General features: G+C 50.5%; 10 protein-coding genes and 1 pseudogene. 3 read left to right on the top strand and 8 right to left on the bottom strand.

All coding sequences use genetic code 11. The features are described 5' to 3' along the window. Window positions 1-57 precede the first annotated feature (57 nt). Window positions 58-1,914, bottom strand: coding sequence for a sigma-54-dependent Fis family transcriptional regulator (locus EA14781_RS00590; RefSeq protein WP_000065814.1), 1,857 nt, complete (start codon window positions 1,912-1,914; stop codon window positions 58-60). A gap of 304 nt (window positions 1,915-2,218) precedes the next feature. On the opposite strand from EA14781_RS00590, the gene EA14781_RS26230 reads away from it, so the two are divergent. The 3 genes and pseudogenes from EA14781_RS26230 (at window position 2,219) to EA14781_RS00605 (ending at window position 5,195) form a co-directional block, all read left to right on the top strand. Continuing rightward, window positions 2,219-2,962 (top strand): ferredoxin family protein, encoded by a 744-nt coding sequence (locus tag EA14781_RS26230; protein WP_000120342.1) that lies wholly within the window; start codon window positions 2,219-2,221, stop codon window positions 2,960-2,962. Window positions 2,963-3,010: 48 nt separating this feature from the next. Then, window positions 3,011-3,667: a hypothetical protein gene (locus EA14781_RS00600; RefSeq protein ID WP_000149911.1), complete on the top strand. Its 657-nt coding sequence runs from the start codon at window positions 3,011-3,013 to the stop codon at window positions 3,665-3,667. Between the two features lie 73 nt (window positions 3,668-3,740). Beyond that, window positions 3,741-5,195 (top strand): annotated as a pseudogene (locus tag EA14781_RS00605) (anion permease). 129 nt (window positions 5,196-5,324) lie between these two features. On the opposite strand, the gene tldD reads toward EA14781_RS00605, so the two are convergent. From tldD to mreB, 7 genes are all read right to left on the bottom strand, one after another. Next, window positions 5,325-6,770, bottom strand: a complete 1,446-nt coding sequence (gene tldD, locus EA14781_RS00610; protein ID WP_000055946.1) for a metalloprotease TldD — start codon at window positions 6,768-6,770, stop codon at window positions 5,325-5,327. Window positions 6,771-6,925: 155 nt separating this feature from the next. Further along, window positions 6,926-10,726: an AsmA2 domain-containing protein YhdP gene (gene yhdP, locus EA14781_RS00615; protein WP_001253518.1), complete on the bottom strand. Its 3,801-nt coding sequence runs from the start codon at window positions 10,724-10,726 to the stop codon at window positions 6,926-6,928. 68 nt (window positions 10,727-10,794) lie between these two features. Beyond that, the gene (rng, locus tag EA14781_RS00620; RefSeq protein ID WP_000123202.1) at window positions 10,795-12,264 is read right to left on the bottom strand and encodes a ribonuclease G; all 1,470 of its coding nucleotides are present in this window, start codon (window positions 12,262-12,264) and stop codon (window positions 10,795-10,797) included. Next, the gene (gene yhdE / locus EA14781_RS00625; RefSeq protein ID WP_000203085.1) at window positions 12,254-12,847 is read right to left on the bottom strand and encodes a nucleoside triphosphate pyrophosphatase YhdE; all 594 of its coding nucleotides are present in this window, start codon (window positions 12,845-12,847) and stop codon (window positions 12,254-12,256) included. The genes rng and yhdE overlap by 11 nt, the downstream gene beginning before the upstream one ends. Window positions 12,848-12,855: 8 nt before the next feature. Next, entirely contained in the window at window positions 12,856-13,344 is a 489-nt protein-coding gene (gene mreD / locus EA14781_RS00630; RefSeq protein ID WP_000179407.1) for a rod shape-determining protein MreD, read from the bottom strand. After that, a complete protein-coding gene (gene mreC / locus EA14781_RS00635; RefSeq protein ID WP_000802497.1) occupies window positions 13,344-14,462 on the bottom strand; it encodes a rod shape-determining protein MreC in 1,119 nt (372 codons plus the stop codon). Before mreC ends, mreD begins: the two co-directional genes overlap by 1 nt. Window positions 14,463-14,527: 65 nt before the next feature. Then, a complete protein-coding gene (gene mreB, locus EA14781_RS00640) occupies window positions 14,528-15,571 on the bottom strand; it encodes a rod shape-determining protein MreB (RefSeq protein ID WP_000913396.1) in 1,044 nt (347 codons plus the stop codon). Window positions 15,572-15,786 lie beyond the last annotated feature (215 nt).

The following is a 15,786-nucleotide window of genomic DNA, read 5'->3' on the forward strand; positions in this document are numbered from 1 at the left end:
AGCGTAACAACAGGTCGGTTTGCCACCAGCCCCCAAAATGGCTGTATAAATTCAGATTTAACGTTCTGTTTTTCGTGTTTTCCGCCAGAAAGTGGTACGACTCATACCAATACTGGCGGCTGCTTTCCCTTTTTTGCCTCCGGCTTCGACAAGCGCTTTTCTGATAATTTCTTCTTTCTCTTGTGAAAAATCGCAGTCGTTCTCTGGTGGTACCGACCCTTCAAGCAAATATTTAATGGTTTCCCTGTCTATCAGTTTCCCTCTTACCGTAGTCGCAACCCGGGTCATTATATTCTGCATCTCCCTGATATTTCCTTGCCACGACCACTCACAAAGTTCCCGCATCGCACCAGAAGTAAAACCGGGTATCGGTGTTATTTTGGGGAGATACCGGCGAAGAAAATAGCGACACAAAAGAGGAATATCTTCTTGTCTTTCGCGTAATGGCGGCAAGTGAAGCATCAGGACATTGAGTCTGTAATAGAGGTCTGAACGAAACTTACCCAACTCAAGTTGTCGGGGGATATTCTCGTTACTGGCAGCAATAACACGCACGTCAAAAGGGGTAACCGTATCGCTGCCAAGACGCATTACCTGTTTTTCCTGTAGTACTCGTAATAATTTTGTCTGGATATGTGGCTCAATCTCCGTAATCTCATCCAGAAAAATGGTGCCGCCATCCGCCTGCTCGAATAATCCTGGTTTTCCTTTATTACTGGCCCCCGTGAACGCACCCGGAACATACCCAAATAATTCACTCTCCAGTAGCGTTCCGGGAAGCGCAGAGCAATTTACCGCCACAAAAGCCTTTGTAGCCCGAGTGCTGCTGTTATGAATACTTTGAGCAAACAGTTCCTTTCCGGTTCCGGTTTCACCCACAATAAACACTGTGCCATCCGTTTTAGCATACTGCTTCGCCAGCGCAATGGTTCGCTGAATAGTGGAGCTTGAACCATGGATATCTCTGAAATTCGCACGTGCAATATGTCCAGTTCCGGTATGTTTTTTATTATTTGAAGTCAGAACAGACTGACAATTCTGACGCTGGAAGTTCACTACCACACCGACAACCTCTTCATCGAGCTTTACCGGCCTTGCCTGTCCAATCACATTTTCTGTTTCATCCGACGAAAAGGGTAACAGGGGTAATTCGCTTCTTATTGCCATATCAAAATCAAATGTCGGCCACAGCGTGGAACATGGTTTGCTAAGTGCATCGCTAACATTAATCCCCATGATGTGTTCAGCCATAAAATTGAACTCAACAACTCTACCTAATCGGTCTAACGCAACAATGGCATTATCCGCGGCATTTACTGCGGCATGGAGAAGCGAACTTTTACTCCTGCTCATGCGTATCATTTCATAAATACGCTGTGCTTCCGTCATGGCGGCGATAATACTTTCTTCCCCACTTTGCACAACAACGTGTGGAACCTTTAAGCGCGCCGCAGCAATACCCGTTGATGAGCTCCCCACGACCACGGCAGCCCCTTCATGAACGGCTCGTAATATGATGGGTTCAACTTCTTCCTCCTTAAAAATAGAATAAAGACGGAGATGTAGATTCAAAACCCGGGCGGTTGCAGTTAGCCCCTCGACCAGATGAGGAAGCGCTATGGCGGCGATGGGGCTACCAATGCTTTGAGCAAGATTAAGTGCAGAAATGTAATCAAAGGCCGAACGTTGAATAGTGACATGGATAAATGACGGAAATGCTTCCCGAATTGCCTTCGACGTGGCTCCGCGGCTAATGAGGATCTCTGCGCCTTGCCGTATCTGATTTGCAGCGACAGCCACACCTTCTCCCAGAATCCCTCGCACAACGATAATTTCAGGGAATAGTTGCATACTTAATTTGTGTACCAGAGAGAATAAAGTCCTGTCTGCGGCGATCAGTGTAATATTACTCATTGAATGCACTCCTTGTTATTAGAACGACTACTATCCGTATAGCTTTATGTTTTGAAACAATTCCCCCGATTGAAACAAACAAACCAATTAATTAGATGTTTTTATGTTTCATGAAACATTTTTATTTAAAGTCCAAAAAACAAGATCAGTAAAAATACAGAGGCAACTCACTGAATAAAATCATGAATTATCAAACATCCACTTCTGTATTGTACGTTTTTTATATTCTGGCACGAAGAATGCTTTGATCTCTATGACCGTCTAACCCTCTTCCATAATAAGATAAAGGATATGGTAAAATATTATGAGTTATATTGATCAAACATCCTGTACGGGTTGTAAAGTTTGTTTACTTTTCTGCCCTGATGATGCAATCGAGTATTATGATGGCAAATGCAGCATAGATTCAAAACAGTGTACGCTGTGTGGATGCTGCGAAGGCTGCTGCCCTTTCAGCGCCATCCATCCCACGACTAACCTGACTGACCTGCAAATTTTTCAGCAAACCTTTGGCGATCCCAGAGGCTCGAAAGTCACTGGCGGCAACGCGGGGCGTGGTGGGAAAGAAATAAAAACGCTTGATGTCAAACCCACTCTCAAACCCGATCACCTCAGTATATGCCTTGATATGGGCCGACCTGGCGTTGGCTTGTATTTGCGTGACGCAGAAAAAATCATTATGGCATTGATGGCTGCTGGTATGGAGTTTGCCGAAGGCGATTTTCCGCTCTCCACAATTATTCCCGACCGCACAACAGGTAAATTTCGCCCAGATTGTCTTGATATTCATATGCATAGTCTTCTCACTGAAGGTTGTTTCCATAAAAGCAAACTCCCAGGCGTACTTCAGGCACTGAAAGATGTTTCAACGCAAATAGATACCGTGCTCTGCCCAGGTTTAATTTTTGCTGTGAATGAAAATATTGAAAACGAAGAGGTACTGCGCTGCCTTGATGAACAGGGAATTCCTCGTCCTGTACGTTCAAAAATTAACGTCGGGCTGGGAAAACCGTTTTCACCCGATTTATCAAAAAACTCCACTTTGTGATGCAGCGTTTCAATTAACCATAACCTATTACATTCCAGGAAAAATAAAATGACACATACGTTATACAGATCCGGTACTCCCGAATCCCAAAGTGAAGAAATATGTTGGCTGGCTTACTCTACCAAAGGAGTGAACGACGATAATTTTCCCGAAACTGCCAGACACCTCCTCAAAGCAGTAGAGGACAGTGGCGATGTCGCAAACTGGGGCGATACCAAAATTGGCACCATTCTCACTATGCCGGCTGCAGAGATTAAAGAAAAATTGTTGCAGAACTCACGACTGCGTGGCGTATTTTCCAACCCACGGGCCGCAGTAAAATTTTTGCAAATCCTGAAAAAGAAAGAGCTGAATCAGTCCATCCTTCTCTCTGGTGTCATTACCGAACTACGCCATATCTGCAAAGAAGCCGGTGTAACCCCTTGTTATGCCAATATGTCGCTTGGTGTATTTGGCAACACATCTCGTCTTACCGACGCTAAAACCCTTTCCGTTACCACTATGTGTGGTCACCAGCGTATACCCGCAAAATATGTACAAGCACTGCAACATGATGTGGAACAGGGAAAAATAACAGCGGAAGAAGCAGCAAAAAAATTAGGCAGCATCTGCATGTGCGGTGTCTTTAACCCCAACAGAGCAGCAAGCATTCTTGCCAACAAGCAACAGCCCTGTTCATGCAGAGATAACGGCAATCTACTGTAAAAATAAAAGATTCTGCTCGCCAATGGTCTGAAGCCTTCAGGGCTTCAGACGGCGTCAGTAAGGAAAAAATATCATGCAAACCGTTGCGCCTGTCGTCGCACAGACGAAAAAAAACTTTCTCGCAGCCAACTGGCAACGCATCGTCTGGGCCGCACTCTTCCTCATTCTCTTTTTCTCCCCCGCACCACAGGGGTTGAGCCATCAGGCCTGGCAATTATTCGCAATTTTTATCTCAACTATACTGGGATTCATCATCAAGCCTTATCCCATGGTAGTTGTGGCGCTTACCGGGATAGTCTTATGTGGTCTAACCGGTACGCTTAAGGCAAAAGAAGCCTTGAGTTCCTTCGGTGATACCTCAATTTGGCTTATTGTCACCGCATTCTTTATTTCACGCGCTTTCAGTAAAACGGGTCTGGGGCAGCGTATTGCCTATCTATTTATGAGCAAAGTTGGAAAAACCACGCTTGGCCTCGCTTATGCCACATCGCTAACCAATCTTGTTATCGCTCCCGTCGTCCCCTCTAACACTGCGCGACTTGGCGGGATCCTCTTTCCATTACAACAGTCGATCTCTCTGGCATATAACAGCGATCCTGCCATGGGCACCGAAAGGCGTCTGGGCTCGTTTATTATGGCAAACGCTTTTCAGGGAAATCTGGTGGTGTCCGCAATGTTCCTGACGGCTGCCGCTTTTAATCCTATCGTCGCCAATGTAGCGATAGACAACGGCATCCATCTGGATTGGGGGACCTGGTTCCTTGGGGCGATCGTCCCCGGTATCGTTTGTCTGGCAATTCTACCGCTGGTATTGATGCTGGTCTGGCCCCCGGAAGTGAAAAAAAGCCCTGAAGCCGTAACAATAGCCAAAGGAAAACTCCATGAGCTTGGCCCGGTAAAAAGAGAAGAATACATCATGCTTGGTGTGTTTTTAGGGCTGATTTTTCTCTGGACTGTCGGTGCGAAACTGTTCCATGTCGATGCGACAATCGCTGCAATGGCAGGGCTGGTTGTAATGTTACTTACCAGAGTATTAACCTAGGCGGATCTCGCTGCAGAAAAAGGGGCATGGAATACACTAATATGGTTTTCCGCGTTGGTGATGATGGCCAAGTATCTTAATTCGCTCGGATTCATTCCCTGGCTCACAGAACATCTGTCCACATCACTTAACGGTCTTGGATGGCAGGCTGCATTCGTGCTGGTTATATTAAGTTATATGTATGCGCATTACTTCTTTGCCAGTTCCACTGCGCACACAGCCGCAATGGCCCCTGCGTTCTTGCCGCTACTGCTCGTGCTTGGCACACCGCCTATGCTGGCGGCTCTTGGTTTAGGATATGCGGGTAATTTCATGAGCGGTTTAACCCATTACGGTAATGGTTCTGCACCTATCTTTTTCGATTCAGGCTATATTCCTCTGAAACCATTCTGGCTTCTTGGCCTGTTGTTCAGTGTGATCTTCACCGTAATTTTCGCCCTGGTTGGCCCAATATGGTGGGAGGCCATCGGTTTAGTTCAGTTTTGATGACTAATTTATTGCAGGATTAACTTGTTATTATCATGAAAAAGGCTTCAGTGATAATCGGATTACCGCCACTGAAGCCTGTACTGAATAGCCTTTAATGACCGACGTGATATTACGTCAAAAAGTCAATTACGCTGTGCCGCCAACAGTCAGGTTATCGACTTTAAGCGTCGGCTGGCCCACGCCAACCGGCAGGCTTTGCCCTTCTTTACCGCAGACACCTACGCCGTTATCCAGTTTCAGGTCATTACCCACCATCGAAATCTGCTGCATGGTTTCGATACCGGAACCAATCAGCGTTGCGCCTTTCACGGGCTTCGTCACTTTGCCGTTTTCAATCAGATAAGCTTCTGACGTGGAGAAGACAAATTTACCGGAAGTAATATCTACCTGACCGCCACCGAAATTCGGCGCATAGATGCCATACTCAACGGATTCAATAATTTCCTGCGGCGTCGATTTACCCGGCAGCATATAGGTGTTGGTCATGCGCGGCATGGGTAAGTGAGCGTAAGATTCACGGCGACCATTACCAGTGGGCGTCATCCCCATTAAGCGCGCGTTGAGTTTATCCTGCATGTAGCCTTTGAGGATCCCGTTCTCAATCAGCACGTTATACTGACCCGGCGTACCTTCATCATCAATCGCTACCGAGCCACGGCGATCGACTATCGTACCGTCATCCACCACTGTACACAGTTCAGAAGCCACCAGTTCACCGACCTGTCCACTGAAGACCGAAGTACCACGGCGGTTAAAGTCGCCTTCCAGACCATGACCCACCGCTTCATGCAACAGCACGCCCGGCCAACCTGCGCCAAGAACCACTGGCATGGTGCCCGCTGGCGCTGCAACGGCTGAAAGATTGACCAGCGCCATACGTACCGCTTCTTTCGCCCATGCATCCGCACGGACTTCACCGTCGAGATCGGCAAGGAAGAACTCATAACCAAAACGACCGCCGCCGCCGCTGGCGCCGCGTTCGCGTTTGCCGTCTTCTTCAACCAGTACACTTACGGAAAGACGCACCAGCGGGCGAACATCCGCCGCCAGCGTGCCGTCAGTCGCAGCAACCAGAATTAATTCATAGACGCCACTCAGGCTGGCGGTCACTTCCTGTACGCGTTTGTCTGCTTCGCGGGCAACTTTATCGACACGGCGCAGAATATCCAGCTTCTCTTCCCGGCTCATGCTTTGCAGCGGATCAAGCGAGGTATACAACGGGCTATGCTCTACCGCCCCCAGTGTCTGTACTTTGCCATCGCCACTATCACGGACGATGGTTCGCGCCGCTTGCGCGCTCTGTTCCAGCGCCAGCAGGTTGATTTGGTCAGCATAAGCAAAACCGGTTTTTTCACCGCTAATCGCACGCACACCAACGCCCTGATCGATGTTGTAAGAACCATCTTTAATAATGCGATCTTCTAAAACCCAGGATTCGTGATAGCTCGACTGAAAATAGAGATCGCCATAATCAAGGCGACGTTCGGCCAGTTGACCGAGGATCGCGAACAAGTCCTGATGTTTCAGGCCGTTCGCCGTTAGCAATTGTTCACTTACCAGGTTCAGACTCATCGTTTTTGCTACTCGTTAGTTACTGCGGTAGAGGATTTTTTACGGCTGCCGGATGCGGCGTGAACGCCTTATCCGGCCTACGGTTATGTTCCGGCTCGTTGGCCTTTGGCAACGATTATCCTATGAGATTGGGGCAATTACGCGCCCTCGTCAAATCATTGCGCTTTTTCTTTACGCGGTTGGCGCAACACTTCGTTGATTTGCGGATCGTCCAGCGGACCCGAAATGTGATAGCGCAAAATAGAAACTTTGCTCCACAATGGCCCCAGCACTTTACTGGCGGCAAACACCGCCGCGCCGACAATCGGATTAACCGCAAAGGCCGCAGCCACGCCAACCGTCGCAGAAATCTCTGGCGCGACAACCGCTTCCATATTCAGATCGCGACGCACCAGATTCACCGACCCTTTCATGGCGATATCCGCTTCCAGCCCATCCACCAGCGTGTCGTCAGTGTGCATAACGCCGTCTTTGATCCACGCGGTGCTGCGAATGGAGTCAAAATAGAACCCTTCGCCAAAGGTGTCTCTGAAATCAAAACGCAGCTTACGCATCAGGGCATCGACGCTCAATAAACGCAGCAGTTGCCCGGCATGTCCGGTGCTGATTTCGGTAATTTCGCCTTTGCCCAATTGAGTATGAATGATGCCATTCAACGTCTCCGCATCCGGCAACCAGGGCGCTTTACGCCAGTGTAAATCGTAATCCACATTAAATGATGACTGGCGTATGGGGGTCGTGACACCAAAAAATTCTGCGGCGGCATCAATTTTCTGCCCACGCAGTTTTCCCTTCAGCGATGTTCGCTCATTCCCTGGGTTGTTAACCCACTCACCATCGGCAGTAAGCCGCGAAAAACCGGTATCAATAAGCCCGTTAGTCAGCGTCAACGTATCGCCAGAAATGGTGATATCACTGTCGATGCGCCCGAATTTTTGCCCCCAGAACCAACACTCGGCGCAACGTATTTGTGCGTTCGGCCAGCCACGGAAGCTAATGTGCTCCGTTGTCGGGAACGGTGATGAAGACGTTGAATTACTGCTATTTTTCGCCACGCTGGGGTTGTAATAGAGATATTTGATCGTCGCCAGCCACGGCGCGTTGTTGCGCATCGCCAGCGTAGCATTGATTTCACGCCCTTGCGCTTCGACCTGCGTGCCATTCGCCATCGGCTGCGAGACGATGCTCAGATTGTTCCACTGATGATTCCCCAGTGACAACGCCGGTGTACGTAAAGTAATACGCTGGGGAAAACTCGCCGCGCTGCCAACCTTCTCCGTCGCGCCTTTCTGGAACAGCGCCAGCCACTCAGCGCCATCCATTGGCGGCATATTGAGTTCAACACCACTTTGTTCCGGTAACGGCGGGAGCGTTTTGCTGTCTGACGCCCAGATGGCACGATCGAGCGTTAGCTTTTGCCCCAGCAACCAGCGACTATTGAAATGACTATCCGCGCCAGCCTGCCCGGCTAACTCAAAACTATTGAGATTTCCGTCGACCTTAATATTCACAGGGAGCGACTCACCTACGGATTTGGCTAACGGTGAAGGTAAGTGACTACTCACATTCTTCAAATCGCCATTCAGTTCTACGCTATACGTCGCGCCGGCATGATAAGGCAGCTCAATACCCACTTTACCATCCCAGGCCACGCTGCCGCTTAACGCTTCGTTCACGGCTTCAGGCAAAACGCCAGTTTTCGCCGGTTGCCAGTTACCGTTGAGATTCACCGCCACCTGATAGGCTTTTTCCCCTTCTTTGGTGGAGAAATCCACATTCAGTAGCTGATTAAACCAGCTTGCTGTCAGTGGTTCGCTTTGCAGATCACCATTGATAAAGCTGAATTTACCGCTCAAATTTTTCAGTGTGCTATCAAGCGGTTTAATAAACAGACTGTTATTACGCAGCGTCACTTCGCCTTTCGCTGTAACCAGTTCGCCGTTCAGTGGGATATCGAGATGTAAGCGAGCATTCACATCGCCATCGAGCTGGAGTTCCTGCAAAGTAGCGCCCAGTGAGTTTTTCAGCGGCGTTTCATCAAAATATGGACCGACAGCTTTACCTGGGCCTTTAATGTCAGCATCGATCAGTAACTTCTCTTTCGCGTAATCAGGGATTACTGCGGTGAGATTACTGGCGCGCACACCGCCAAGATTGACGCCATCGGTTTTCATCCATAAACCGTCGTTAATAAAGTCCAGTTCAATATTGAGGTTGGTCAGCGCTGGCCAGTCTGGCTGGAACGCAAACTTCGCGTTACGCAGAGGAACCAACACTTCAAACTGACCTTCATTATGCTTGTAAGGGAAAAGATGCGGGTTACCGCCATAAACCAACGTCGCGTTATCCGCTTCACCGCCCTGAATCGCCCCACTTAAGTAATCAACTAACTCTTTTCCCATCAGATTTTCCGGGAAATAGCGCCAGGCCTGCGAACCATCGTCGGTGCTGATGCCAGCCAGAATCCCCAGCCAGGGTTCATCATTAACCGGCTGTAAGTAACGGAAACCGCCGCGTGCATGCACCGCTTTAGCTTTAACATCAATATTGCGACCATCAAGCTGGAAACCTTTGTCATTGTTCAGCCAGCTTAAGGTCGCCGCACCGTCGGCAATTTCCAGCGGCGCGCGGAATACCGTTTCGTAAGGCATCTTCGCCTGCTTCATAGACGCCGTCAGTAAACCATTTTCTACGCTACCGGAAAGCGTCCCGGAAAAGTGTTCCGCGCCCGGCAGTAATTTCCATTGCTTCCATGCCAGATCGCTCCACGATGCCTGAAACCGGGTCTTTTCCACCGCCTGAAGCGGAATATCCAGCGCCAGTGTGTTGATCTTGCCTCGCGGTTGCGTGGACCGCCAGATGTCTCCCAGCACAGGCGAAAGTTTCGCCACCAGCGGGCGTACGCCTTCCAGTCCCGCCAGTTCCAGATTACTGGCGCGAATCCGTAGTTCGTCACTGCGTTTATTATTTTTCCCACCAATATCCTGTTCCGGTATCCAGGCCAGCGTTAATGCCCCGCCTGGCCAGGGTTTACCGTCCATGGTGATACGGGTATCAGGAATGGAAAACTGCCAGCCCGGATGTTCACGAGTAATATGCGCAGTCAGATTATCCACAGACAGCGAATGCGTTTGCTTCTCGCCCAACCAGCTAGCACCGCCCTGTTTCAACCAGACATCACCGCCAGTCACATCGCCTTTGTCGATTGTCATCCAGCCTTCAAGGGAGAATTGCGCTGTTTCCAGCGCAATATTGTCCTGTATCCATTTACCCAGCCAGGGCTTCAGGTCAATGTTATCAGCCTGTAACCAAACTCGACCGTCACTTAACACACCTTCGTCATCCCGCAGATCCATCCGCACCTGCATCACGCCGTGTTGTCCGGTGAGGCTGGAGAGGCTTACTTGTCCTTCTGCACGGTGTCGGCGCGGATTGTTAAGCCAGCTCAGTTGAGGGATCGCCAGTTCAGCACGCTGACCGGACGGCGTCAGGAAGCTAACTTCGCTGTCGCGGAGATCGAAGTGATCGAACTGATGGAGGAAAAGATTGCTAATGTGGCCTGCTTCCAGGCTGTCATTGCCGCCGCTACTGGAAATAGGTGTATTCGTGCGAAAGCGCAGTTGCCAGAAAGTGAGATCGCGAAACTGCCAGCGCATATGCAGCAGGCTCTGCCAGATATCCAGCGCCAGAGTAACGCGTTTAACCGAAAACTCACCGCCATCTTTCAGCTCTGCGCGAATGTCACGCGCTTCAAGCGTCGGACCGAAGTTCTGCCAACTGGCAGATAGCTGGCTGGCTTCTACCGGCATACCGGTCGCATCTTCGATTTTATTGAGGATCTCAGGACGCCAGGCGTCGAGATGCGGTAAAGCAATACGCAGGCCGCTAACCAGCAGCGCAGCGATCACAACGAGCGCGGCTCCAGTAAGCAGTAAAATCCCCGGCAATCGCCTCACCCGTCACTCCTTGTCTGCTAAAAATGTGACTCAAACAACCCTTTGCCGGATGGCGGCCCAGCATCTGTTTACATCATGACAACGTCAAACTGCTCCTGGTTATAGAGCGGTTCAATTTGCACTTTGACCTGCTTGCCAACAAAAATTTCCACTTCCGCCAGCGAGTGAGATTCTTCACCTTTCAGTGCTTCAGCGACTGCCGGAGAAGCATAGACCAGGAAGCGGTCAGAGTCGTAAGCATGATGTACGCGAACGATCTCACGCATGATTTCATAGCATACGGTTTCCACGGTTTTCACCGTTCCGCGGCCATGGCAGGTAGGGCATTCATTACACAGTACGTGTTCAATGCTTTCACGGGTTCGCTTGCGCGTCATCTCCACCAGCCCCAGCGCAGAGAAGCCGTTGACGCTGGTTTTCACCCGGTCTTTACTCAACGCCTGCTCCAGCGAATGCAGCACCCGACGGCGGTGATCTTCATTATTCATATCAATGAAATCAATAATGATAATACCGCCAAGATTACGTAACCGTAACTGGCGCGCAATGGCCTGTGTCGCTTCAATATTAGTATTGAAGATAGTGTCGTCCAGATTGCGATGACCGACAAATGCGCCAGTGTTGATATCTACGGTCGTCATCGCTTCGGTCTGATCGATAATCAGATAACCGCCGGATTTCAGTTCAACTTTACGCTCCAGCGCCCGCTGGATCTCGTTTTCCACATCAAAGAGATCGAAGATTGGCTGACGGCCCGTGTAATGCTCCAGCTTGCTGGTCATCTCAGGAATGTATTCCGAAGTAAACTCAAGCAACGCTTCGTAAGTCAGGCGTGAGTCAACGCGAATACGATCCAGCTCAGCATCAGCGAAGTCACGCAGAACACGCTGTGCCAGCGCCAGTTCGCCGTACAGTTGATAGCGTGTCTGCGGGCGCTTTTTACGCTCCATGACTTTGGTCCAGACACGCTTCAGATAAGCAGCATCGGAAGCCAGTTCAGTTTCGCCAACACCTTCCGCTGCAGTACGGATGATAAATCCGCCCTGCTCGTCGCAATACTCCGTGACCACTTTTTTCAGGCGTTCACGTTCAGATTCACTTTCAATGCGCTGGGAAACGCCAACGTGCGATGCTCCCGGCATAAATACCAGATAGCGAGAAGGTAGCGTGATATCGGTGGTCAGGCGCGCGCCTTTGGTCCCCAACGGATCTTTCACCACCTGAACCATCAGGTCTTGCCCCTGACGAACCAGTTCTGATATATCACGCACCGTGAACTGCTTTTGTTCCTCACCCGCCACACATTCGGTATGCGGCATGATGTCGGAAGCGTGAAGAAACGCGGCTTTATCCAGCCCAATATCTACAAAAGCCGCCTGCATACCCGGAAGTACACGACTTACACGACCTTTGTAGATATTGCCTACGATTCCGCGTCGCGCCTCACGTTCAATATGAATTTCCTGCAGAATGCCGCCATCAATATACGCCACTCGTGTTTCCGAAGGCGTTACGTTTACCAACAATTCAGCCGTCATGTTTATCCCTTTTCTCACGCAGTGCGTTAAAATTACTTAATAATTCATACGTTTCAACCAGCGGTAAGCCGACTACGGCGTGGTAGCTGCCATTTATCTTCCTGACAAAACAACCACCAAGCCCCTGAATACCGTATGCACCTGCTTTATCTAACGGTTCACCACTGGCAACATAGCCAGCGATGTCTTCATCTGTTAACGTTCTGAACGTCACATCGGTGACCACCAGGCAATCAACAATGTGTTGGCTGTCAGCCAGCGCCACTGCGGTCATCACCTGATGGGTCTGTCCCGATAATTTACGTAACATCCGCGCCGCATGTTCTGCATCGTGCGGTTTCTCTAACACTTCTCCGTTCAAAATCACGATGGTGTCCGCGCCCAACACCGGAAGATCCTGCGCCGTTTGCTCGACGCCTGCCAGTGCTTTCTCCCGCGCCAGACGTACGACATATTGTTGCGCGCTCTCCTGCGGATGTCGCTGCTCCTCAATACCCGTAACAATACGTTCAAAGGTGACGCCAAGCTGCGCAAGCAACTCCTGACGACGCGGAGAACCGGAAGCTAAATACAGAGAAGTCATAGAAACCTTTATTGCACTGCAAACTGCTGACGGATTTTGCGCATCAGCAAGAAAATCCACGGCCAGAGCACACCATTGACTACACTACTCCAGAACACTTCGGGTCTGAAAGAGACGTTGATCACTAAAAACTCTGCCCAGAAAACAATAATATCCACCACCAGCGAAAGCAACATGACGACCAGCGCCTGCTGCCATAATGCCAGGTTACGGAAAAGCTGGTATTTCAGCGCCACCAGATAAGCAACAATACTCATCGACAACGCCCGAACCCCAAGCGTAGAGCCGCTTATCAAATCCAGTATGGCACCCATCACAAAACCTGTGCCCACATTTACGCGATGGGGCAAGGCCAGGATCCAATACAACAAGATGAGCAACACCCAGTTTGGCCGGAAAACAATAAGGTTGTCCGGCCAGGGCATAATTTGCAGTAACAGCGCAATGAGGAAAGAGAGCCAGATAACCCAGCGCCCCTGGCTACGATAGCTGGCCACTATTGTCCTCCCGGCGCACGCGCAGGCGGTTCGGCGCCACTTTGCGGCGGCGTAGCCCTTTGCGGAGAGCGATTAGCGGCTGGTTGCGTTGGTGTAGCCACCGCAGGCACGCTTGCCGTCGGAGCGGTAGTTACTGGCGCGGGTTGCTGCGGATTCGACTGGGTTATTCCCGTTGCCGGTTCCGGTAACTTCGGCCCCATGGCATCTGGCGAAGGCAATACCTGCGGCATCATCTGCATTAAACGTTCATTGGCGACACGATGCACCTCTTCCGGCGTCATCGGGTTTGCGCCATTACGATCCGCGCCCCACAACAGCAGCAGATAACGTAAACGTTGCAATCCAGCGGTCGGACGTGCCTGAATTACGGTATAAGCGCGTTGAGTATCAAGTTTCACAGAAGAAACCACCGCCACCGGATAACCTTCCGGGAAACGACCGCCAAGGCCGGAGGTCACCAGCACATCACCCACACGAATATCAGTATTCGCAGGCAGATGCTCGAGCTGCAAATCATCGGTACAGCCGTTACCAGCGGCAATAACGCGGATGTCATTACGTAGCACCTGAATCGGCAGCGCATGGGTTGCATCGCAAATCAGCAGCACCCGGCTGGTCATTTTAGCGACCGCCACAACCTGGCCTACAACGCCTTTGTCGCTGATGACCGGCTGGCCTTCATAAACGCCATTAACGCTACCTTTATCGATAACAACCTGATCGCTGTACGGATCGTTAACTGTGGAGATAACCTGGGTCACCATCTTCTGCTCATCCTGACGCAGCGGTGAACCCAGCAGTTCGCGCAGACGCGCGTTCTCCTGTTTGTATTGTCCAAGCATCAGCAGTTCGCTGTTTTTCAGCAGCAGTTCCTGACGTAACGCCCGGTTTTCAAGTTCTAGTTGGTCACGCGAGGCCAGCGTCTGCGATACGCCATCCAGCAATTCACGAGGAGCATTGGAAACAAAGTAGAAAGGGCTGACGGCGGTATCCATATAGGTACGGATTTGACTGAACATCCCCAGGCGGCTGTCGGCAATAATAATGCCGAGCGCCACCAGCACCGCCAGAATAAGGCGAATCTGTAGCGACGGGCCACGGCTAAAAATTGGCTTCATAAGTTATGCGTATTCTCGTATCAGACCAGGCAGGGTTAACAGAGACTTCCCCTGCCTGCATCCGATTACTCTTCGCTGAACAGGTCGCCGCCGTGCATATCGATCATTTCCAGCGCCTTGCCGCCGCCACGCGCCACACAGGTCAGCGGGTCTTCAGCAACAACAACTGGAATGCCGGTTTCTTCCATTAACAAACGGTCAAGGTTACGCAGCAATGCGCCACCGCCGGTGAGCACCATTCCGCGCTCGGAAATGTCGGAAGCCAGTTCCGGCGGGCACTGTTCCAGAGCAACCATCACCGCGCTAACGATACCGGTCAACGGCTCTTGCAGCGCTTCGAGGATTTCGTTGGAGTTCAGCGTAAAGCCGCGTGGAACACCTTCTGCAAGGTTACGGCCACGAACTTCGATTTCACGAACTTCGTCGCCCGGATAAGCAGAACCGATTTCATGTTTGATACGTTCTGCGGTGGCTTCACCGATCAGAGATCCATAGTTACGACGAACGTAGTTAATGATGGCTTCGTCAAAGCGGTCGCCGCCGATACGAACAGAAGAGGAATAAACTACGCCGTTCAGAGAGATAACGGCAACTTCAGTAGTACCACCGCCGATATCAACGACCATGGACCCCGTCGCTTCGGAAACCGGCAGGCCAGCACCGATTGCCGCAGCCATCGGTTCTTCAATCAGGAATACTTCACGGGCGCCAGCGCCCTGTGCGGATTCACGAATAGCACGGCGTTCAACCTGGGTCGCGCCAACCGGCACACAAACCAGAACGCGCGGGCTTGGGCGCATAAAGCTGTTGCTATGCACTTGTTTGATAAAGTGCTGGAGCATTTTTTCCGTCACAAAGAAGTCGGCGATTACGCCATCTTTCATCGGGCGAATGGCAGCAATATTGCCTGGTGTACGGCCCAGCATCTGCTTCGCATCATGACCTACTGCAGCTACGCTTTTTGGTGAACCAGCACGATCCTGACGAATGGCCACCACGGAAGGCTCATTCAATACGATGCCTTGTCCTTTTACATAAATGAGGGTATTCGCAGTACCCAGGTCAATGGACAAGTCATTGGAAAACATGCCACGAAATTTTTTCAACATACTAAGGGATAATCCTGAAAGCTGGGGCGGAAAAGAAAATCCGCTTACTTTACCAACCACACGCAGCAGCGACAAGGCGCAAAAATCATCTGCTACGGTGAAAATTAGTGCAGTTCGTTTCCTTTGTTACAAATCTCTGCCTGAGTCCAGAAAGGCTAAATGCGTCAACAGCATTCCTCGCCTGTTTGCAACTGCGTAAGGTCATTCATCTGCAT

This window comes from Escherichia albertii NBRC 107761 = DSM 17582, assembly GCF_000759775.1.
Taxonomy (GTDB): domain Bacteria; phylum Pseudomonadota; class Gammaproteobacteria; order Enterobacterales; family Enterobacteriaceae; genus Escherichia; species Escherichia albertii.